The 21,383-nt window shown below is 70.2% G+C and carries 18 protein-coding genes; 8 read left to right on the top strand and 10 right to left on the bottom strand.

Translation table 11 applies throughout. The features are described from left to right. Nucleotides 1-64: 64 nt before the first annotated feature. Entirely contained in the window at nt 65-1,315 is a 1,251-nt protein-coding gene (gene moeZ, locus SALPAC6_RS0116885) for an adenylyltransferase/sulfurtransferase MoeZ (protein ID WP_018254554.1), read from the bottom strand. Between the two features lie 75 nt (nt 1,316-1,390). Next, nucleotides 1,391-3,055: a hypothetical protein gene (locus tag SALPAC6_RS0116890; protein ID WP_018254555.1), complete on the bottom strand. Its 1,665-nt coding sequence runs from the start codon at nt 3,053-3,055 to the stop codon at nt 1,391-1,393. A 592-nt stretch (nt 3,056-3,647) separates the two neighbouring features. On the opposite strand from SALPAC6_RS0116890, the gene SALPAC6_RS0116895 reads away from it, so the two are divergent. The 5 genes from SALPAC6_RS0116895 (at nt 3,648) to SALPAC6_RS0116915 (ending at nt 8,707) form a co-directional block, all read left to right on the top strand. After that, a complete protein-coding gene (locus SALPAC6_RS0116895; protein WP_026189761.1) occupies nt 3,648-4,307 on the top strand; it encodes a TetR/AcrR family transcriptional regulator in 660 nt (219 codons plus the stop codon). A gap of 64 nt (nt 4,308-4,371) precedes the next feature. Further along, complete coding sequence (locus SALPAC6_RS0116900; protein ID WP_018218186.1) at nt 4,372-4,599, top strand: DUF3107 domain-containing protein; 228 nt, start codon at nt 4,372-4,374, stop codon at nt 4,597-4,599. A 565-nt stretch (nt 4,600-5,164) separates the two neighbouring features. Next, the gene (locus SALPAC6_RS0116905) at nt 5,165-6,856 is read left to right on the top strand and encodes a DEAD/DEAH box helicase (protein ID WP_018254557.1); all 1,692 of its coding nucleotides are present in this window, start codon (nt 5,165-5,167) and stop codon (nt 6,854-6,856) included. A gap of 99 nt (nt 6,857-6,955) precedes the next feature. Beyond that, nucleotides 6,956-8,161 (top strand): class I SAM-dependent methyltransferase, encoded by a 1,206-nt coding sequence (locus tag SALPAC6_RS0116910; RefSeq protein ID WP_018254558.1) that lies wholly within the window; start codon nt 6,956-6,958, stop codon nt 8,159-8,161. Between the two features lie 129 nt (nt 8,162-8,290). Further along, nucleotides 8,291-8,707, top strand: coding sequence for a helix-turn-helix domain-containing protein (locus SALPAC6_RS0116915; protein ID WP_018254559.1), 417 nt, complete (start codon nt 8,291-8,293; stop codon nt 8,705-8,707). Between the two features lie 4 nt (nt 8,708-8,711). Here SALPAC6_RS0116915 and SALPAC6_RS0116920 read toward each other — a convergent pair whose 3' ends face one another. Then, a complete protein-coding gene (locus SALPAC6_RS0116920; protein WP_018254560.1) occupies nt 8,712-10,850 on the bottom strand; it encodes a DEAD/DEAH box helicase in 2,139 nt (712 codons plus the stop codon). Between the two features lie 104 nt (nt 10,851-10,954). On the opposite strand from SALPAC6_RS0116920, the gene SALPAC6_RS0116925 reads away from it, so the two are divergent. Continuing rightward, entirely contained in the window at nt 10,955-11,779 is an 825-nt protein-coding gene (locus SALPAC6_RS0116925; RefSeq protein ID WP_018254561.1) for a hypothetical protein, read from the top strand. Between the two features lie 30 nt (nt 11,780-11,809). Here SALPAC6_RS0116925 and SALPAC6_RS0116930 read toward each other — a convergent pair whose 3' ends face one another. After that, nucleotides 11,810-12,556 (bottom strand): SDR family NAD(P)-dependent oxidoreductase, encoded by a 747-nt coding sequence (locus SALPAC6_RS0116930; protein WP_026189762.1) that lies wholly within the window; start codon nt 12,554-12,556, stop codon nt 11,810-11,812. Between the two features lie 180 nt (nt 12,557-12,736). Here SALPAC6_RS0116930 and SALPAC6_RS0116935 point away from each other — a divergent pair, with 180 nt between their 5' ends. Together SALPAC6_RS0116935 and SALPAC6_RS0116940 are read left to right on the top strand one after the other, a co-directional pair. Continuing rightward, nucleotides 12,737-14,071, top strand: a complete 1,335-nt coding sequence (locus tag SALPAC6_RS0116935) for a TrkH family potassium uptake protein (RefSeq protein WP_026189763.1) — start codon at nt 12,737-12,739, stop codon at nt 14,069-14,071. Continuing rightward, complete coding sequence (locus SALPAC6_RS0116940) at nt 14,061-14,729, top strand: potassium channel family protein (RefSeq protein ID WP_026189764.1); 669 nt, start codon at nt 14,061-14,063, stop codon at nt 14,727-14,729. Before SALPAC6_RS0116935 ends, SALPAC6_RS0116940 begins: the two co-directional genes overlap by 11 nt. Nucleotides 14,730-14,750: 21 nt before the next feature. Here SALPAC6_RS0116940 and SALPAC6_RS0116945 read toward each other — a convergent pair whose 3' ends face one another. From SALPAC6_RS0116945 to SALPAC6_RS0116970, 6 genes are all read right to left on the bottom strand, one after another. After that, the gene (locus SALPAC6_RS0116945) at nt 14,751-16,304 is read right to left on the bottom strand and encodes a fused MFS/spermidine synthase (protein ID WP_018254565.1); all 1,554 of its coding nucleotides are present in this window, start codon (nt 16,302-16,304) and stop codon (nt 14,751-14,753) included. Nucleotides 16,305-16,340: 36 nt separating this feature from the next. Next, on the bottom strand, nt 16,341-17,354 hold the full coding sequence (locus SALPAC6_RS0116950; RefSeq protein WP_018254566.1) for a coiled-coil domain-containing protein: 1,014 nt from the start codon (nt 17,352-17,354) through the stop codon (nt 16,341-16,343). Between the two features lie 176 nt (nt 17,355-17,530). Further along, nucleotides 17,531-18,343: an inositol monophosphatase family protein gene (locus SALPAC6_RS0116955; RefSeq protein WP_018254567.1), complete on the bottom strand. Its 813-nt coding sequence runs from the start codon at nt 18,341-18,343 to the stop codon at nt 17,531-17,533. Between the two features lie 390 nt (nt 18,344-18,733). Then, entirely contained in the window at nt 18,734-18,922 is a 189-nt protein-coding gene (locus SALPAC6_RS0116960; RefSeq protein ID WP_018254568.1) for a DUF397 domain-containing protein, read from the bottom strand. Beyond that, nucleotides 18,919-19,785, bottom strand: coding sequence for a helix-turn-helix domain-containing protein (locus SALPAC6_RS0116965; RefSeq protein ID WP_018254569.1), 867 nt, complete (start codon nt 19,783-19,785; stop codon nt 18,919-18,921). Before SALPAC6_RS0116965 ends, SALPAC6_RS0116960 begins: the two co-directional genes overlap by 4 nt. A gap of 1,284 nt (nt 19,786-21,069) precedes the next feature. Beyond that, the gene (locus SALPAC6_RS0116970; protein WP_018254570.1) at nt 21,070-21,324 is read right to left on the bottom strand and encodes a Smr/MutS family protein; all 255 of its coding nucleotides are present in this window, start codon (nt 21,322-21,324) and stop codon (nt 21,070-21,072) included. Between the last annotated feature and the right edge of the window lie 59 nt (nt 21,325-21,383).

Below are 21,383 nucleotides of genomic sequence, written 5' to 3' on the forward strand. Positions count from 1 at the left end.
ACCGCCCGGTGCCCGCCACAACGTCGAGCACCGGGGCGTTCCCGCGCTGGCCAGCCCGGCCCGATCAGTACGCGGGCAGCGACGGGTCGACCTGCTTGATCCAGGAGAGGACACCTCCCTGGAGGTGCACCGCGTCCCGGAAACCAGCGGACTTCAGCGCGGCGAGCGCCTCCGCGGACCGGACGCCGGACTTGCAGTGCAGCACGATCTGTCGGTCCTGCGGGAGCGTGACCAGCGCCTGCCCAGAGATGATCTCCCCCTTGGGGATCAGCGTGGAGCCCGGGATCCGGACGATCTCGAACTCGGCCGGCTCCCGCACGTCAACCAGGAAGATCTCCTTGCCGGCGTCCTGCCACGCCTTCAGCTCGCCCGCGGTGATCGTCGCGTCCGCCGCGGCCTCTTGGGCCTCGGCCGACACCGCACCGCAGAAGTCCTCGTAGTCGGCCAGCAGGTCGGTGACCGTGGGGTTCTCGCCGCAGAGCGCGCAGTTCGGGTCCTTCCGTACCTTGATCTTGCGGTAACTCATCTCCAGGGCGTCGTAGACCATGAGTCGGCCGACCAACGGCTCACCGACACCGGCGAGGAGCTTGATCGCCTCGTTCACCTGAATCGAGCCGATCGACGCGCAGAGCACGCCGAGCACACCGCCCTCCGCGCAGGAGGGCACCATGCCGGGCGGGGGAGGCTCCGGGTAGAGGCAGCGGTAGCAGGGGCCGTGCTCGGCCCAGAACACCGACGCCTGCCCGTCGAACCGGTAGATGGACCCCCACACGTACGGCTTGCCGAGCAGCACCGCCGCGTCGTTCACCAGGTACCGGGTGGCGAAGTTGTCGGTGCCGTCCACGATCAGGTCGTACTGGGCGAAAATGTCCCGGACGTTGTCCCGGTCCAACGCGGTGTTGTGGATCTTCACCTGGACCAGCGGATTGATCTCGTGGATGCTGGCGGAGGCGGACTCGGCCTTGGCGCGGCCGACATCGGAGACGCCGTGGATGATCTGACGTTGGAGGTTGGACTCGTCAACGGTGTCGAAGTCGACGATGCCGAGCGTGCCCACCCCGGCGGCGGCGAGATACATCAGCGCCGGAGAACCGAGACCACCGGCGCCCACACAGAGCACCCGGGCGTTTTTCAACCGCTTCTGTCCCTCGACCCCGATATCCGGGATGATCAGATGGCGCGAGTAGCGACGGATCTCGTCAACGGTCAGCTCGGCGGCAGGCTCGACGAGCGGGGGCAGCGACACGGTGAACTCCCCGAGGATCGGCAGTGGCGGACCGCGCCATTGTCGCTCGCCGGGCAGGCCGGCAGCCATGAGCGGGGGCACGTGGCCCGAACTGCGGGAACGGGAACAGTGTGCCGGTCGTGGGCCGCCGCCGGAGCGGGTGCGCTATCCGGCGTTCCCCGGGTCGGCGAGCAACGCCTCAAGGCGACGATTCACCGCAGCCAGGGTGGCCCGTACGACCGCCTGGCGAGGGTCGCCAGCGACCAGCGCGGAGCCGGCGAGCTGCTCGACCCAACCGTCGCAGACCAGCAACACCACGACCGTCGCCACCTCGCAGTTGCCCAGTGGCACCAACGTGGCGTGCTCGACGAAGCAGCGCCCCCGGTCCTGCTGCGGCCCCGGCGCACGCAGCAGCTGATCCACGGCGGCGGCGGCGGCCGCTGCGCTGAGCCGCAGCATGTAGCCGTCCACCGCCGGCCCGGTCGCATAGCCGGCGGCGGGTGACCCGGCGGCGAGCAGGCGGACCTCGACGGTCGCGTCGAGCCCGAAGGTGCTCACCTGCACGTGGTCGAGCACCACCCGAGGTCCGGGCCGACCACCGGTGTCAAGTGGGCGGGACGGGGTCAGCTCGGTCGCGCCGACCTGCCCCCCGCCATACGACGTCTCGGCTGTCACCGGGCCATCGGCGGCCCCGCTGACCGCCGTGGCCGGCTCGTCCACGGCGGCGGCCCGGACCCGATGCGGTCCGCCGGAGTGCCGTCGGCGACGCGGCGGCTCCGACAGCGCCCCGTCCCGGCGCTCGGTACGCGACGGGAGGCCAGCCGGAGACCGTCCGGCTGGTGCCGCCGGTCCGATCGGCTGCCGGTGGTCGGACGACGTCAGGTCGGCGAGCCCCTCGGGCATGTTCTGCGGGGCCGCGGCGAGCCCCATCCGTTCCTGGAGGAGCCGGGCGACGTGCCGACTCACCTCGGCCGGGTCGGCGCCGTCGGCGAGGTCCAGCCGAAGGCTGTGTGCGCCGGACTGGGTACGGCGCAACGCCGCGTCACGGACACCCGTCACCCCACGAACCGCACCGAGAATGGCGTCCACGTCGAAGCCCTCCGGACGCTCGCGCAGCGGAGCGGGCTCGTCGACCTGGCGGAGGTGGGTGGCGATACGGGCGAGTTCCGGGGTCTTGGCGGGCACCTCCGCGGCTGCCAGCTCCGGCACCACGGGTACGTCCGGTTCGGCGGGGACACGCTGCGGCAACATCGCGGACACCGACTCCGGCTGTCGGTCGGCGTCGGCCAACGGCGCCGTCACTGCTGGCTCGGGCGCGGACCGACGGGCCAGGTAGGGGGGTGTACTCGTCGGAATGGGCTCGGCCGGGGTGCGGTCCCCACCACCGGGTCCACTGCGAGCGGGCCCGGTCAACGGCGGGCCCGGCTCGACGGGAAAGGCCGAGACCGGCTCGGCCCGAACCGGCTCGTAGGCCCGCTGCGGCTCGACCGCCCAGGCGGGACGCTCGACGCTCGGCTGTCCCCCCTCGCCCGCCGCGGTCTCGTCGGGGTCCGGACGGAATCGGCGGCCGGAGGTCTCCCGCCGCTTCCCCGCTGCATCCCGCGCAGTCCCGCCCCGGAACCGCCGGCCGGTCGGCTCCGGCTCATCCCACCCGTCTGGCTCCGCCCGAGCCCGGTGACCGGTCGGCTCCGACTCATCCCATCCATCCGGCTCCACCCGGGCCCGACGGCCAACCGGCGGCGGCTCGGTGCCGGCCTGCGCCGGCACCCACTCGGCCTCCCAACTCGGGCCGGACCAGTCCTCCGGTGGCGGCATGGGCTGGTCGGTCACTGGCCGAGGACCGGGCTCGGCCGGCGGGTCGGGGCGGTCGTCCCGGACGGCCTCGGCCGGCGCGGGTGGCTGTGCGGCGGCGGGCGCGGGTGCGGGCGGCCGGTCTCGGCCGGCTTCCTGGACCGACTTTCCCGAACGACCCGGCGGGGCACTTACCGGACCTGGCCGACTGGCCGGCACCTCCGGCGCGAGGAATGCGTGACCATTTCTCCGGTATCCGTTGAGGTGGGAACGGGGAACGCTCTCGGTCGCGCCGGGTGGCGGAGCTGGCAGGTCACCATGACGCGGAGAGGAGTCGGCCCAACCAGCAGGGGAGTCAACTCGGCGCCAGGGTGCGCTTGATTCCGGTGCCCAGCCTCCGGTGGGGGGCACCCACGAACTGTCGGATCGGGAGTGGACCGGCTCTGGACCGGTCTCGTCACCGTGCTCTCCCGGGGTGGCGGCACCGGGTTGCCCTGCATCACTCACCGCGCGCTCCTTGGTCGCCCCTGCTGAGGCTACCGTGTGGTGACAGTGGCGATAAGTTACGGCGGCGGGCCAATTCCGGGACAGGCGGTGATCCTTGACCGGTTCGGGCTATATGCCAGCTCGTATGAAGAACTCGGAGGCTCCCATGACCGCTGCGGGGAACGGCACCCAGACCGCCGGCCGGCCCACCCGCCTGCCCCGGTCCGCCCGCCGCAGACAGCTACTCGCCGCGGCGCAGGAGGTGTTCGTCGCACAGGGCTACCACGCAGCCGCGATGGACGACATCGCCGAACGCGCAGGAGTCTCCAAGCCGGTGCTGTACCAGCACTTCCCCGGTAAGATGGAGCTCTACCTGGCACTCCTCGACACCCACTGCGACACGCTTGTGGCGAAGGTGCGGGAAGCGATGCGCGGCACCCTCGACAACAAGGAGCGGGTGAGCGCCTCCGTCCGCGCGTACTTCGACTTCGTCGACCATGAGAGTGAGGCATTCCGCCTGGTCTTCGAATCCGACCTGCGCAACGACCCCGCGGTACGACAGCGGGTCGAGCGGGTGGAGCAGGGCTGCATCGCGGCGATCACCGACACGATCATCTCGGATACCGGGGTAAGCCGGGCACATGCGGAGTTGCTCGCGTCCGGCCTGGTCGGGGCGGCCGAAACAGCGGCACAGTTCTGGCTGGCCCGAGGGCGGCAGGTGGCGAAGGGGGAGGCGGAGGCGTTGGTCGCCGCGCTCTCCTGGCGAGGCATCGCGAGCTTCCCGCTGCAAGGTGAGTCAGCCTGACCGCCGCCCCCGTGATCGGATAGCCTTCGCAAGGCGGCATTCTCGCCCCAGCGGAGGAGGCACAGTGGAGGTCAAGATCGGCGTGCAGTACGCGCCGCGCGAGCTGGTTCTGGAGAGCGCACAGTCGCCGGCCGAGATTGAGCGGATCGTGACCGACGCCATCGCCGGCGACGGCGGCACCCTCTCCCTCACCGACGAGAAGGGGCGGCGGGTCATCGTTCCGGTCGACAAGGTCGCCTACGTCGAGATCGCCGAGGCGTCCTCCCGGGCGGTCGGATTTACCGTCCGCTGACCAGCGCCCCGCCACGGCAGGTGCCGAGGCACTTGCCGTGGCGTGCGCCCGGCGAGCGACGCCGAGGCCCGCGCTCCGCGCGTGGGACACAGCGACGAGTCAACCCCGGGGAAAGTCCCTCGGTGGCGCGGTAGGCGGTTGGTGCCGCCTCGCCGAGTCGCGGCCACCCCGCGACGGGCGTCGCCCCCGCTGAAGCTCGGCGCCGGCGAGCGGAACCGCCATCGCCTCCTGCCCCGGCAGCCTGCGGTTGCACCGCCTTGAGCAGGCGAAGAGCGCTGGCTCACCCGGCATCACCTGCCGGAATCTGAGCAGCGCCGGGGAGGTTCAGGTAGAATAGAACAGTTGCCGTGGGCACCGACCGACGTTCGACCTCGATCTGGTCCAACAATCGATCTGATCCAACGATCGATTCGTTCCCGTTTCGATCCGGTCGCAGCCGGCCCGCGGCGCGCGTGCGGCCCGGTCCGGCTCGGCGACTCGCCACCCGACCGTGTGGCCCGCGCCACACCGTCCGCGCCTCGAGGACTCAACGGGGCGCACCCACGAGAGGGCACCCCCAATCGAGATGAGCGAACTCACCCACAACCTCATGGACGGCACCGAACTCGCCGCCACCGCATCAGTACGCCCGGAAGCGCCCACCTTTGCCGAGTTGGGCGCCCGTAAAGAGACCGTTGACGCGCTGAGCGCCGCCGGAATCACCCGCGCCTTCGCCATCCAGGAGTACGCGCTGCCGATCGCGCTGCGCGGCGTTGACCTGATCGGCCAGGCCCCGACCGGCACCGGTAAGACGCTCGGCTTCGGCGTACCGCTGCTGGAGCGGGTCCTGGCTCCCGCCGAGGGCGGCGACGGCACCCCACAGGCGCTGGTCGTCGTACCCACCCGCGAGCTGGGCATCCAGGTCGCCAAGGATCTCCACGCCGCGGGCAGCACCCGTGGCGTCCGGGTACTGCCGATCTACGGCGGAGTCGCGTATGAGCCGCAGGTCGAGGCGCTCCGCACGGGTGTGGAGATCCTGGTCGGCACTCCCGGCCGACTGCTCGACCTGGCCAAGCAGAAGCAACTACACCTGGATCGGGTCCGCGCGCTCGTCCTGGACGAGGCCGACCGGATGCTCGACCTGGGCTTCCTCGACGATGTCGAGAAGATCCTGGCGATGCTGCCGGAGGAACGGCAGACGATGCTCTTCTCGGCCACGATGCCGGACCCGATCGTCGCGCTGTCCCGGCGCTTCCTGCGCCGCCCGATGACGATCCACGCCGGGCACACCGCCGAGACCGGCCCGTCACCGCAGACCCAGCAGCTGGCCTACCGCACCCACTCACTGAACAAGATCGAGATCGTGGCGCGAATCCTCCAGGCCAAGGGGCGCGGGCTGACCATGGTCTTCACCCGCACCAAGCGAGCGGCCGACCGGGTCGCTGCGGATCTGGACTTCCGCGGCTTCGCCGTGGCCGCCGTCCACGGCGACCTCGGCCAGGGCGCCCGGGAGCGGGCGCTGCGGGCCTTCCGCACCGGCAAGATCGACACTCTGGTCGCTACCGACGTGGCCGCCCGGGGTATTGATGTCAGCGGCGTTACCCACGTCCTCAACTACGACTGCCCAGAGGACCAGGACACATACACCCACCGGATCGGCCGGACCGGCCGGGCGGGGGCGAGCGGCGTCGCGGTGACCTTCGTCGACTGGGATGACATGCCCCGCTGGCGCATCATCGACAAGACCCTCGGCCTGGAGATGCCGGAGCCGCCGGAGACCTACCACACCTCCCCGCACCTCTACTCCGAGCTGGACATCTCCCCGGAGGTCACCAGCACTCTGCCCACCGGTGCACGCACCCGGGCCGGGCTCTCCGCCGAGGTCGAGGAGGACCTCGGCGGACGGTCACGCCGCGGCGATGGCCGCGGGCCCCGCCGTGGCACGGGCCGGGACCGCCGCCGGGGCCGGGGTGGCGGCACCGGTTCTGGCGTCGACGCCAGAACCGAGCAGGGCGAGGGAGGCGAGACCGCGGAGCGTACCCCCCGCCGGCGGCGACGCCGCCGGGGCGGCGAGGTGGTCACCGCCGGTGAGCCCGCGGCGTCGACCGGCGAAGCGGCCACCGCCGACTCGCCGGGCACCGCGGCACCGAAACCACGACGCCGTCGGCGGCGCCGCAGCGGTGGCTCCGACACCAGCACGGCGGCCAAGACAACCAACACCGCCGCGGCGGTAGGGACAGCCGACACCGGCGCGGCGGCTGAGCCGACCGCCGACTGAGCACGCGCGCCGCTGCCGACGTCCCTCGCTGGCACCAGCGGGGGACGTCGCGCGCTCGGCCAGCTCAGCGCCCCACCGCCCGTCCCGGAGGATGACACCATGCCGGAACCCCTACCCATCGCGCTCGCCGAGGTGCGGACGCTGCTGCTCGACGCCGGGCTCACCCGGGCGGTGGCCGCCGGGCACCGCCGTGGGCTTCGCCCATCGGTGCACCGTGCGGAGCTACGGCCGGTCACCCTCAAATCCGGCCCCCGCCTCCAGGTCATCACCGCAGACGGGAGTGCACCCCACACCCGCAACCTCGACCGTGACGCGGAAGCGGAGGCGGCGGTGGACGCCCTGTTGGCCGAGCCCTTCGGCAACTGGCACGTCGAGACCACAGCGATGACCCTGCAGCTCCGAGTCACAAAGTCCGGCGCGGCGCAGGTGCACCGCACGGCGGCCCCGCCGGTGGCCGAGCCGGTCGGCCATGACCGAACGAAGGCCCACCTGCTCGATCCCGGCGACCCGATCTTCACCGTGATCGGCGGGTCAGCCGCCAAACGGCGGCAGGTGGACGCCTTTCTGCGGGCGCTCGCCGCGACGCTCCCGGACGGGCTCCGCGGCCCACTACGGGTGGTCGATCTGGGTTGTGGGAACGCTTACCTGACCTTCGCCGCGTACCGCTGGTTGACCCAACAGGGCATCGATGTCCACCTGGTCGGCGTGGACATCCGCGAGGACCAGCGCCAACGCAACACCGAGCTGGCTCGGCGGCTGGGTTGGGCCGATCAGGTGCGTTTTGTGGCGGGAACGATCACCGATGCGGCTGTCGGGCCCGACCCCGATCTGGTGCTGGCCCTGCACGCCTGCGACACCGCCACCGACGAGGCGCTCGCGCGGGCTGTGCGGTGGGGATCTCGCTGGGTGCTCGCGGCTCCCTGTTGCCACCACGACCTCGCCGCCCAGCTTCGTTCCCAGCCCACCCCACCCCCGTACGAGTTGCTGACTCGGCAGGGCATCCTCCGCGAGCGCTTCGCCGACGTGCTCACCGACGCGGTCCGGGCCGGGCTGTTGCGGCTGCACGGCTACCGGGCCGAGGTGGTCGAGTTCGTTGACTCCCGCCACACGCCGCGCAACCTGCTCATCCGGGCCCGCCGCACCGGAGCGCCCCCGACTGCTGAGCACCGGGTGCAGTACCGGGCCCTGGTTGACGGGTGGCGGGTCACGCCGAGGCTGGCGACCCTGCTCGGCGAGCCAGCCGGGGCGACGGCAACCAGTGCGACCTACCACCCAGCGGGCACCACCACAGACCCCACCAACTGACCCCCTGCATCCACAGTGGTCGGTACCCAGCCGGGACCGTCGTACTACCCTCGAGCCACGCACCGTCGAGTGTCGATTCTCGATGACGCGGAAGGCCGCACCAGGCCGAGGGGAGGAAGATCAGCTGGGATGGCTTCGGGAAAGGGAACCGCACAGGCAGCGTTCGCCCGCTTCGTCCGGCGCGCCATCGACAACGCCCGCGCAGAGCGCGGCTGGACGGTGACCGACCTGGCGGCCCAGACCGGGATCGGCCGCTCCACCGTCTTCCGCTGGCTCGCCGGTGACTGGCAGGACTACCCCGAGTTGGCCAAGGTGCGGGACTTCTGCGTTGCGCTCGACCTACCCGTCGCCGCCGCGTTCCGCGCTCTCGGTCTGCCGGAGGTCGGCTCCACGCTGCCTCGGCTCGGCAACGACGGACCGGTCGAGGCGGATGTCCGGGCGATCCTCGAGCGCCTGGCCGACCCGGCGGTGTCGGTCGAGGAGAAGCACCATATCCGGGACCTGCTGCACTACCTGGCCCAGCGCCCGATCCGTCAGCCGGACTGAGCTCTCAACCGGCGACCGCCAGGGCCAGCGGAAGCACCTCCGGTGCTCCCGCCCGACGCAGTTCCCGGGCCACCATCGTCATGGTCCACCCCGAGTCGACGAGGTCGTCAACGAGCAGTACCGGCCCGGCCAGTCCGGCCAGGGCATCGGCCAGCTCCGACGGCAGGGCCACCGCACCGTGCAGGGCGCGTACCCGTTGTGCGCTGTTGCCGCGGGCCCCACCCCCAGCGGATACCGAAACGGTGCCAAGAAGTGGCATTCGCCCCACCGCGGCGATCCGCCCGGCGAGCGAGGTGACCAGCCGCGTGTGGCGGGAGCCGACCGCGACCACCCCGACGGGGCGAAGCGGCCAGGGGTCGGTGCCGTGCGCCCACTCCCGGAGCACCTCCACCACAGCGGCAACCACATCGTCGGGCGCCTCCACATCGGCCGTGTCCGGCCCGACGAGTTCACGCAGCCGCCCGCCCCAGCCGAGGTCAGAGAGGCGTCCGACGGCCCGACCGGGCAGCGCCAGCTCCGGGAGGGCGATCCGCCCCCGCAGGGGCACCTCCACCGCGGCAAGGCCAGTTGGCCAGAGCTTTTTGGGGGCAATCTCGACACCGGCGCGGCCGAGGAAGGCCTCGGCCGCCCGCAGGGCCTCCGCGGACAGCTCCGCGGTGAAGGTCGGTGCGGCACACCGGTCGCATCGACCACAGTCGATTGCCCCAGCGTCGTCCAGGCACTCCCGCAGATAGCGAAGACGGCAGCCGGAGGTGGTCGCGTACTCCCGCATCGCCGCCTGTTCGGCGGTGCGGGCCGCGGCGACCCGACGCAACCGGACCTCGTCGTAGGTCCAGGGCTCACCGGTGGCGATCCAGCCACCGCGTACCCGGCGAACCGCGCCGTCCACGTCCAGAACCTTGAGCATCAGCTCCAACCGGGTACGGCGCAAATCCACGATCGGCTCGAGCGCCGGGGTGGAGCGGGGACGGTCGGTGGACAGGGCGGCCAGCACCGACCGCACCTGGCCCTCCGGCGGGAAGGCCAGCGCGGCGAAGTATCGCCAGATCGCGGCGTCCTCGGCGCCACCGGGCAGGAGCAGCACCTCGGCGTGGGCGACGGCCCGGCCGGCCCGGCCGACCTGCTGGTAGTACGCGATCGGCGACGGTGGCGCGCCGAGGTGCACCACGAACCCGAGGTCGGGCTTGTCGAAACCCATGCCGAGCGCGCTCGTGGCCACCAGTGCCTTGATCTTGTTGTCGAGGAGATCCTGCTCGGCGGCGCGGCGGTCCGCGTCGTCAGCCTGGCCGGTGTACGAGGCCACGGGGTAGCCCCGGGACCGGAGGAACTCGGCGATCTCCATCGCCGCGGCCACCGTCAACGTGTAGATGATGCCGGAGCCGGGGAGTTCGTCCAGGTGGTCGGCGAGCCAGGCCAGCCGGTACGCCGGGCCGGGCAGGTCGACCACGCCGAACCGCAGCGACTCCCGGTCCAGGCTGCCCCGCAGCACCAGGGTCTCGGGCTCCGCCCCGAGCCGGGACGTCGCACCGAGCTGCTCGGCGACGTCCTGGGTGACCCGGGCGTTGGCGGTGGCCGTGGTGGCGAGCACCGGCGTGCCGGCCGGCAGGTTGCCGAGGAACGTCCGCAGCCGGCGATAGTCGGGGCGGAAGTCGTGCCCCCAGTCGGAGACGCAGTGCGCCTCATCCACCACCAGCAGCCCGGTGGTGGCTGCCAGTTTCGGCAGTACGGTGTCCCGGAAGTCCGGATTGTTGAGCCGTTCCGGGCTGATCAGGAGCACGTCCACCGTCCCCGCGTGGATCTCCCCGGTGATCTCGTCCCACTCGTCGAGGTTCGCGGAGTTGATGGTCCGGGCCCGGATCCCGGCCCGGGCAGCCGCGTCAACCTGGTTGCGCATCAACGCCAGCAACGGGGAGACGATCACCGTCGGTCCGTGCTCGCCGGCCGTCCGCAGCAGCGCGGTGGCCACGAAGTAGACCGCTGACTTACCCCAACCGGTGCGCTGGACGCAGAGCACCCGCCGCCGGTCGACCACCAGCGCCTCGATCGCCCGCCACTGGTCGTCGCGGAGCCGGGCGTCCTCTCCGGCCAACCGCCGCAGCACCGTCTCAGCCTGCTCGCGCACCGCAGTTCGATCCTGGCCCATCAGGCATTTCTACCAGTGCTCCCGGCGCTGGCGCGGGGCTGTCGGTTGGCGAGGCTATAAAATGATCGACTGCGCTCTTCCCCAACATTTGCGAGGCAGCACGCATGACACAGCGCATCCAGGCCACTTCCCTGATCCGGCGGACCGCCGTCGGATCAGCCACCCTCCTGGCCGCCGGCCTGCTATTGGCGGGGTGCGGAGTGGTGGACAGGGAGCCGTCGCCATCCCCCAGCCCCCCGGCTGACCCGAAGGAAGCCCTACTCGCCGCGGTGCCGGACGAGACAACGCCGGCGTTCCGTTTCTCCGGCGCGGAGCCCGACGGCACGGCTCTCTCCGGCTTCGTTGACCCGACGGGCAAGGGGATGGAACTGGTTGTCGCTATGTCCGAGGGCGAGGGCGAGGGCGAGGGCGAGTTAAGTGTGGTGATGTCCTTCTGGGTGATTGACCAGGACACGTGGCTGAAGGTGGACTTCGGGGACACGCCCGAGCTACACGACCTACTCGGAGTCGAGCCGGAGCAGTGGGTGGAGCTCGACCAGAGCAAGCTCACCGACGACTCGCTGACGTACGACCTCGCCGATGTCGGCAACACCGGGGTGATCATAGAGGCGGCCGACGATGTGCAGCTACATGCCGATGGCTCATACACCGGCACGGTCGACCTGACCGATGAGCCGAAGGCCGCCGAGGTGTTGGTTGACGGGGACATCACGGCGTTGGGCGACGCGGCGGCATCGATTCCGTTCACCGCGATGATCGGAGCAGACGGCAACCTCGAGACGCTGTCCGTCGACGTTCCCGCCAGCGACGAGCAACCAGCCGGCGAGTACCTGGTGAAGTACTTCGACTACAGCGAGGTGCCGGCGATCACTCCGCCCGCCGGTAACGTGGTGCCAGCGCCCGCCAAGGTCTACGAACTGCTGGGCTAGCGAGCGGACGGCGGCGGGGTACCGCCGCCGTCACCGGCCCAGGACGGACCCACCGTTGACGCCGAGCACCTGCCCGGTGACGTAGCCGGCGGCGGGGCCGGCGAGGTAGCGGACCGCCGCGGCGATGTCGTCCGGGGTGCCGGCCCGACCGACCAGGGTGGCCGCGACCCGCCGGGCGTGCCCCTCGGCTGTCATCCGGGCACCGAAGAACTCGGTGTCGGCGACGTACCCGGGGCTGACCACGTTGACCGTGATCTGGTCCGGCCCGAGCCGCACCGCCAGGTCGTACGCCCAGCCGTGTAGCGCGGCCTTCGCCGCAGAGTACGGCCCGCCGCCACCCCGCTGCGCCGCGCTGGAGCCGACCAGGATCACCCGGCCACCGGGGCGCCGCAGTGCCGGCCACAGCGCCTCGGTGAGCAGGACGGCGGGGAGAAGGTTCGCCTCAAGACTGGCCCGCCACTGCTCGGCGACCCCGGCCAGGGTGTCGGGCTCCCCGGCGAGGTAGGCCCCGGCGTTGTTGACGACCGCGTCCACCGCCCGGCCTTCGACCGCCTCGACCACTCGGGGAACCTGCTGCGGATCGGTCAGGTCTGCCACCACCGCCTGGACCGCGCCGGGTCGCGCAAGGTCCCAGGAGAGTCGCGCCGTGGTGGCCCGCAGCGCCTCCTCCCGCCGGCCCACGACGAGCACATCGAAACCGTCAACGGCGAGCGCCTGCGCGGTGGCTGCCCCGATCCCGGTGCCACCCCCACTGATCACGGCCAGTCGCTCGCCCATGCACTGTCCTCCTTCGAAGCCACCGTCGATCAGGAGGTTAGCGGGGTACGCCCACACCGGGGTGCCACCGGCCACAGGTTGGCCGGAAACGCCCACAGAAGGCCGATTTCTCGTCGCCGGTCGGCCCTCCAGAGTGCCATTTCCACCCCACCACCTAAGGTAAAAAGTGAAGATTGTCCGGTGCATTGGCTGTTACGGCGCCCCGTTCGACTGGTGCCGATCGGGTTCGGCACAACGATCCTCATCGGCACCTTCGCGCTGATGCTGCCGTGGGCGACCGGCCAGCAGCGGCACACCCCGTTCGTCACCGCCCTCTTCACCTCGGCCTCCGCGGTCTCGGTGACCGGCTTGGCCGTGGTGGACACGCCAAACTACTGGAACGACTTCGGCCTGGCGGTGATCACCATCCTCACCCAGGTCGGCGGCCTCGGCATCGTGACCGGCGCCACCCTGGTCATCCTGGTGGTATCCCACCGACTCGGGCTGCGTAACCGGCTACTCGTGCAGGCCGAGACCGCCGAGTTCGGCCTCGGCAATGTCCGCCGGCTGCTGTTCCGGATCGCCGCCATCGCACTGACCACCGAGGCGATCATCACCATCATCCTGACCCTGCGGCTGTGGGTTCGGCACGACTACGCCTTCGGCGAAGCGCTCTGGGTCGGCGTCTTCCACGCCGTCCAGGCCTTCAACAACGGTGGCTTCGCCCTCTACAGCGACGGCCTGGTCGGGTTCTCCAGCGACGCCTGGCTCATCGTGCCGATGGCCCTCGGGGCGCTCCTCGGCGGACTCGGCTTCCCGGCTCTGTTCGAGGCCGTCCGAGGTAGGCGACATCCGGCACGCTGGTCGATCTCCACCAAGCTCACCATCTGGGGCAGTGCGGCCCTGCTGATCATCGGCTTCGTCGCCCTCCTGGCCGCGGAGTGGTCCAACCCCTACACCCTGGGCATCCGCCCGTGGCCGGAGAAGCTCCTCGCCGCGTTCGCCCAGAACGCCTTCTTTCGTACCGGCGGTTTCCATGTGATCAACATCGAGGCGCTCGACGAGGAGAGCATCCCGGCGATCATCGCACTGATGTTCATTGGCGGCGGCAGCGCCAGCACTGCCGGCGGTATCAAGGTCAGCACCTTCTTCCTCCTCGCCTTCGTGATCTGGGCCGAGCTACGGGGCGAGCCGGATGTCATCATCCGGCACCGCCGAGTCGCCACCGCCAGCCAACGACAGGCGGTCACGGTGACGCTGATCGGAGTGGCACTCGTGTTCGCCGGCACGGTGACGTTGATCCTGCTGACCGAGGGAATGCCGCACCACGTGGCGCTCTTCGAGGTGACCTCGGCCTTCAGCACCGCCGGCCTCTCCCTCGGCGTCGCACCCGACCTGCCCGATGGCGGGCAGTACGTACTTGTTGTCCTGATGTATGTCGGTCGGGTCGGATCATTGACCCTGGGTTCGGCGCTCGCGCTGAACACCCGACGACGGCTGTACCGCTACCCGGAGGAGCAACCCCTTGTCGGCTAGGAAAGACCAACACAGCGGGGTCATCGTGGTGGGGCTCGGACGCTTCGGCTCCCATGTCGCCGACACGCTCGTGCAGCTCGAGCATCCGGTGCTCGCCATCGACCAGGACGCGGAGCGGGTGCAGCGGTGGGCGAACCGGATCGACCGGGTGGTACAGGCCGACGCCACCGAAGAAAGGGCACTGAGCCAGCTCGGCGCGGCAGACCTCGAACGCGCCGTGGTATCCATCGGCGCCTCGATGGAGGCCAGCGTACTGTCCGTCCTGGCCCTCGTTGACCTGGGGATACCACAGATCTGGGCGCGGGCCCGCTCGCCGGAGCACGCGAAGATCCTCACCTCGGTCGGCGCGCACCACGTGGTTTTCCCCGAGGCGGAGGCCGGCGAACGGCTGGCCCATCTCATCGTCAGCCGGATGCTGGACTTCATGGAGTTCGGCGACGACTTCGCGATCGCCAAGGTCCGCACCCCAGAGAGCCTCACCGGCCGCCCGCTGCACGAGCTCAACCCGGAGGACCGCCACGGAGTACGGGTGGTGGCGGCGAAACTGGCTGGAAAGCGGTTCCAGGCGGCTGCCGATGACACCGTACTGGCCTCGGGGAGCATGCTGATCGTGGAGGGCACCATCGAACAGGTGCAGTCGTTCGCTGCGCTCAGCTAACCGCGGCGGAGGCGGCAGCGATCACGCGGTCGCGAGCAGCTGGTCCACCGGGGCATAGTCATCGGTCAACACCAACGCGTCGCCGACGAACTCCTGCAGCGCCGCGCCGTCCAGCACGACCGCAGCCGGGTCGACCTCACTCAGCCGCTCTCGGACCGCGGCCAACGGCAACGGCGCGTCCGAGGCGACGATGACGAAGTTGGACCCCTGCTCACCGGCGAGCGCGGCCGGCGGGGCAATCAGGGCCACCTGCCGGAACTCGGCCGCGACTGTGGCCACCTCACTGCGGATGAAGCGCAGGGGCGGATAGTCGATGACGTTCTGCACGTACCCGCCGCCAGGACGGATCACCCGGCGAACCTCAGCGGCCATCTCCCGGGTAGCGAGGTGCCACGGCACCACCAGATGCCCGAACGCGTCCCCCACCACCAGGTCCTGGCTCTCCGCCGACTCGGCGGTGACCAACATCCGGGCGTCCCCCACCACCGCGCGCAGCTCCGGCCCCTGACGCACACCGAGCTTCTCCTCACCCAGCTCGACCAGCCCGCCGTCAATCTCGAAGACCACGTTCTCGGTGCCCGGCCGGGTGGCGGTCAGATACCGCGGCACGGTGAAACCACCTCCGCCCAGGTGCAGCGCGTCCAGCCGACGGCCCGCCGGCGCAATGACATCGGCGACCGCCCCGATCCACCGGGTGTACGCGTACTCCAGGTGGGTCGGGTCGGCCAGGTCCACGTATGAGTGCCGGGCCGAGTTGAGCAGCAGCGTACGCCCGCTCGCCCGGCCTGGGTCGGCTTCGACGCGGGCGCAGTGGTAGGCCGTCTCGATGTCACACGGGTTCGGGGCGACCGTGGTCAGTCCGGCGCCGAGCAGGCCGAGCACGGCCAGGCTGGCCGACACCCGGGCCGGGCCGGTCGGCTGCTCACCCGCCGTCCGCCTCAGCCACCCGCCGAGAAGCAGCCCGGTAAGCCCCAGGGAGACCGCCAGGCCGAGCAGGATCACCGTGCTGGGCAGCGCGGCCACCAACACGAAGCCGGTGACCAGGGTGGCGGTGACCGCACCCAGGGTGCCGATCGAGGAGAGCCGACCGACGACCTGGCCGGTCCGGCGCAGGTCGGACAGCTGCAGTTTGACCACCATCGGGGTGACCGCCGACAGCAGCATCGCCGGCACGAAGACGGCCAGCGCGACGAGCAGCAGGATCGCGGACGCCGCCCCGCCCCGCAGCACTTCCCCGGCGTACCGAACCGCGGGCAGGGTCACCGCGGTGGCGATACCGGCCAGGACCAGCGCCGGGGCCAGCAGGGTACGTGGGTCCCGACGGTCCGCGAGCCACCCGCCGGCCCACGCCCCGTACGCGATCGCGGCCAACGCGATGCCGATCACCGAGCTGGTCACCTGGAGGGTCACCCCGACGTACGGACCGACCAGGCGCAGCGCGGCTGTCTCCAGCACCAGAACCGCTCCGCTGGAGAAGAAGACCAGAAACGCGGCCAGCCCTTTGGGCAGGGCCGGACCGATAGCCGACCCGAGTCGGGCCGCCCGGACGGGAGTGTGGGACGAGGCGGAGTTCACCCGCGCGATGGTACGCAGCGAGGCGGCCCGCCCGAGTCAGTACATCGAAACATGAACGTGATTGGTGTGGTCAGCGGCGGGACTCCCGCCGCCGCTATATGCTCGCCAACCGGTATTTGGCATCCATATCTGCCTATACCAGATGACGTACATCACACCGAGTCGGCTCGCATTGTTCTTCAGGTAGGTCGCGAGCCGGTCACCGTACGCCTTGTCGCCGCCGGTCGCCGTGACGTTCTCGAACCCACCGGATGCGGCGGAGAAGTCACAGGCCTTCCCCTTCGGGTGCTCGCCACCACCGCCGCTGCGGAAACAGGAGACGTGCCGTTTGAAGCCGTCCGCCTGGGACTGCTTGAGCATGTGCAGGGTGCGCGGAGATATGCAGCCTGAGGTGGTCGGGTCGTTGACCGAGCAGGACTCCGACGGCCAGGAGCCGTTCGAGTTCCGGGGCGCTGACGCGGCGCTGGCTGAACCGCCACCGAACCCGGAGCCGCCCCCCGAGCTGACCGCGGCGAGCGCCGCCTCCGCCTTCTTCTTGTTCTTTGCCAGGACGTCGAGCTGCTTCTCCTGCTCGCGGACCTCGGAGTCAATCGCGATCTTGGCGTTCTTCGCGGTCTCCCGAACCTCGGTCAACTCGCGCACCCGACGGCCGTCCCGCTGGGCCATCACGTCCAGATTCATCGCTCGATTCAGGAACTCGTCGGGCGATGTGCTCTCCAACAACGTCGCCATCGGGGTGAGTCGACCCAACCGGTACGACTGCGCGGCCACCGCGCCCACCTGGGCGGTCAGGTCAGTCAGCCGCGACTCGACCGCCTTCAGCTCCGCGGCCAGTTCCTCCTGCCGACGCGTGGAGTTCTTCAGCTTGGCCGTGGCGTCGATGTGCGCCTTGGCGGCGGCCGTCAGCGCTTTCCGTAACTTCTCGCTGCCGCCCTCACCCGGCTCGGCCTGGGCCGGAACGGCACCGAGCAGCACCGCCACGGCCACGGCCACCGCCACGGCCAGGACAGTCAGCGGACGGGAACCCCCGCGGGGCAGGACTGTGCGCACAGTGGATCCTTCCCGAGTGCCATCAGCCCCCGCGAACCCCGCTGGTCGGTGGTCCCATCGGCGCCGCACGGCGGCCAGCGGGCGGAGACCGTCGGCCACAATACCGGACCGACCAGCGCTGCGAGACCCCCAAATGCGCTGGCTTGGCGCGGGTTGACGCTGGGTGGCACATGCCCTCACGCTCCGCCGAAGAACGCCTCCCGGGCCACCGCCCAGACCCGCTCATCCGCGGCGACGAGCAGGCCGTACCCCTCGACGCCCGGATGGTACTCAGCTCCGTCGAAGTACCGGGCGACCCCACCGGCGGCTCGGACCAGTTGGGTGCCGGGTACGTGGTCCCAGGGCAGGGTGTGCCAGTAGAGCACGAACTGCTGTACCCCGAGGAGCAGGTCCAGATACTCCCGCCCGGCGCAGTGCTGGCCGGGAAGGAGCTCGCCCAACCGCGCACCGGCCTCCGCCACCCGCGGACGCAGGGCCGCCGGCAGGTAGCGAGACATCGCCGCGCCCCGTAGCCGGCCCAGGTCAGCCGGTGCTCCGGTCGTGCGCACCGCACGCCCGTTGACGTACGTCCCCATACCGGGGCGGGTGGCAGCGAAGGTGCCGACCAACGGGTCGAACACCCACGCGGCGCTCGGTTCTCCATCGATCAGCAGGGCCACCATCAGCACGAACGGCGGGCGACCGGCAGCGAAGTTGGCGGTGCCGTCGATCGGATCCACCAGCCACACGGGGCCGGAGCGGCGCAGGTGCCGCAGCAGCTCCGGGTCCTCGGCGACGGCCTCCTCACCGACCACCACCGAGTCGGGCAACAACCGGCGCAGACCCGCCGAGATCAGCTCCTCCGCCCGCCGGTCGGCCACGGTAACGAGGTCACCGGGGGCCTTCTCCTCGATGTCGGCTTCGTCCAGCCGGCGGAACAGCGGCAGCACAACCTGGTCAGCCGCCGCATGCAGGAGCGTACCGACCTCGTCGAACAGGTTCTCAGACACGGGACGGACGTCGCTTCTCGACCGCCTCCCGGACTGCTGTCTTCCTCATGTCCCCGTTCTACCGCCTCCCGGTGCCCGGCGGGCCCGTCCAGGAAATCCCCTGCCAACCGACGGCGACAGCCGGGCCAGGGTCATGGCGTCTCTCCTGCCTTGTCGAGGGATCGGCAGGACGGACCGGGCCGCTTCACCCAAGGATGTATATGCGATTTGCGCTGGGCTGGCCGGTGGGCCGAATTGCCCAGGCGGAGGGCGTCAGCACTAGCAGCGTCTCGCGCACCCGCACAGCCGGCCTGGACGCCACTGTCGGCTACCGGGAAGGCGATACCTGAGGTCCCAGCATGCATAAGCCCCCCGGCGGTGACGCGCCTGGGGGGCTTAAGTTCTTGCTTGTCAGCGCCGGGCGTGCTGCACGAACGCCTGCCACGCCTCCGGACCGAACACCAGAGCCGGCCCGGTCGGGTCCTTGCTGTCGCGAACGCCGACGACGCCGGAGAGGTTGTCGGCCACCTCCACACACTGTCCACCGTTGCCCCCGCTGCGGCTGCTCTTACGCCACACGGCACCGATAAGGTTACTCATCGTGACATCTCCTTGGCGATCGTGGCCAATAGGTTGGCCGATTGGTCTGCGTCGAGCGACAAACTCTCCAGCGTTCTCCACCTCACAGAGTACGCCGCAACCTCTGTCGCCTTGTCGAGGTACAGGGCACCTGTCAGTGACTCGCTGTAGACGGTCGTGGGCTCGGGGGTGCGGATACCGGTCGTCGGAAATTCGAGAATGACGAAGCCAGCGCCGTTCAGGGCATAGTTGGGTCGCGTGTCCCAAGGCACGATTCGGATCGCCGCTACTTCTGCGGCTACTTGGTTGTGCAGGTGGTTGAGCTGTTCCGCCATGCCGGGGAACGGCCGGCGCAGTACGCCCTCATTCACTATGACGTCTAGCCGCGGAGGCTCCGGCTTCTTCCGCATGAGGATCTTCTGGCGCTCCATGCGCAGCTCGACGAGATGCCCGATCTCTCGCTCTGCAAGTTCCGGATGCGACCGGAGCAGGTGCTCGGCATACCCTCTCGTTTGAAGCAACCCGGGAAACGAGTCCGGCTCCCAGTGCCGCAGACACGATGCGGCTGACTCCATCCCTACGTACAGCTCGAACCAAGCTGGCAAGGTATCGCCGTAAGCGTGCCACCAGCCCTTGGCCTTGGTTTCAGCGGCCAAGGCAATCAGCGCCGAGGTCATCTCGGGGGACAGGCCATACAGGGCGCACATGGCCGCTACATCGCGTGCTTTGACTGCCGATCCCCCGCCCTCAATTCGGTACATGGTGGACCGCGACCACTCCAGCGCCTCGCCGGCGGCCTCCAGCGAGAGGCCAGCCTCCTCGCGTCCCTGCTTTAGGTACCGCCCAAGCTGCCTACGCGGTATGGATGATCCGGCATGGGTCATTCGGCCTCCTGTCTCAGATTGGAGCAGTCCGTCTACCGAGCGTGGGACCACTTTCGGCCCACTCTCAGGAGTGGGACACCCATCGTGACATGTCCCAGTCTAAATGATTGCACGGCTGCGCCTGGGGGCTGACAGTGGTTGCAGTGCGTGCCTGCTCCACTGTCTCTGGACGGGAGTGGGCGTTGCCTTGGCCGCTCCACTGCGGGGAGTGAAGCGGCCCTCCATACTGCTGAGGAGGTAGCCATGCTGTTCCGCTTCCCAGGTCGTCGCCGCAATCGCCAGAGCTACCGCCGGGACAACACGCCAGTGGAACCGACACCCCGGGCCCAAGGTGTCGCCCCGGGATCTTGGGGTGACCCAGCCGACCCCAATCCTCCAGCCTGGTCGGGTCGGGTGGCTGACGCCCGCTCAGACGTGGCGGGCGAATGGCGGTCGATGGTGAAACTGCACGCGCTGCCGCAGCCGAGGAACAACGCCCCGCACCCCGTGACGGTGCAGTGCGCTAGGCCGGTCAATCTGCCGGCGTGGATGACCCAGCCCACCGTCGCCAATCCCCAGGTAGGTCGCGTGGGCTGGCTCACCCCGGCCCAGCAGTGGCGAGCCAACGGAGGTCGCTGGTGACCGCGCACCAGCCGCCCGCCCGAAGCGCCGACAGGCGAGACTGAGGGGACGTCGATGGCTGTCGTTGCTACTGCCGCAGTCGTTGGGCTCGCCGTTGGCGTGCTCCTGGGCCTGGTGACCAAGAGCCGCTCGGGCAGTTGGTGCCCCAGGTGTGGTGACCTCAAGCGCTGCCTACGTGACCACCACACGGGCGGGAGCCGGCGGTGGTGAGACAGGCACACGACCCCATGCGCCCGCTCTGGCGGTGCCGGGCCTGCCGCGCCGACTGGCCCTGCCAACCCGCGCGGCTCGCGTTGCTGGCCGAGTATCGCGGCAGGAGGTCAGCGCTGCTGGCCCACCAGCAAAAGCTCCTGGCCGAGGCATCAGATCAGCTATCCCGACTCAACGGCACCAGACCGGACCTCAGGGAGAGGTTTGTCGACTGGTGCTGGCAGGCGGAACCCGACCACCCCACAACCAGCGCCGTCGAGCCGGCAGACCTGGACCGGGACCTGGTGTTTCGCGGAATCGAAATGATCATCCGTAGCCACTGGGGAGGGCGAACCTGCCCCCGGTGCGTGAACAAGGGTTGTCCGCATCTCGACTGGGCCGACGACTGGCTGGCCCAACTTCGACGAACACCGCACGGCAATCAGGCAGAGCGCCCCGGGCAGCGTTCCGTCACTACTTCCAGCGGAAGTGCACGAAGACCCGGCCGAAGTTCTTCGAATCCTTCTCCACCCGATGGTAGAGCGCCTTGACGTCCTTCTGATCAAGGAACCGCAGCACCCGCTTCTTGAGCTGGCCGGACCCCTTGCCGGGGATGATCTCCACCAGGGTGGCTTTCTTCGCCACCGCCTCGTCGATGATTCCGCGCAGGGCCCGGTCGATGTCGGCGCCTCGGTTGTAGATGTCGTGTAGGTCCAGCTTCAGCTTCACCGCCGGGCCTCCGCCACGTCGACTCCGTTGCCAGCACCATCGTAGGTGGCGGGGTGGGC

This window comes from Salinispora mooreana (genome assembly GCF_000379065.1).
Classification (GTDB): Bacteria; Actinomycetota; Actinomycetes; order Mycobacteriales; family Micromonosporaceae; genus Micromonospora; species Micromonospora mooreana.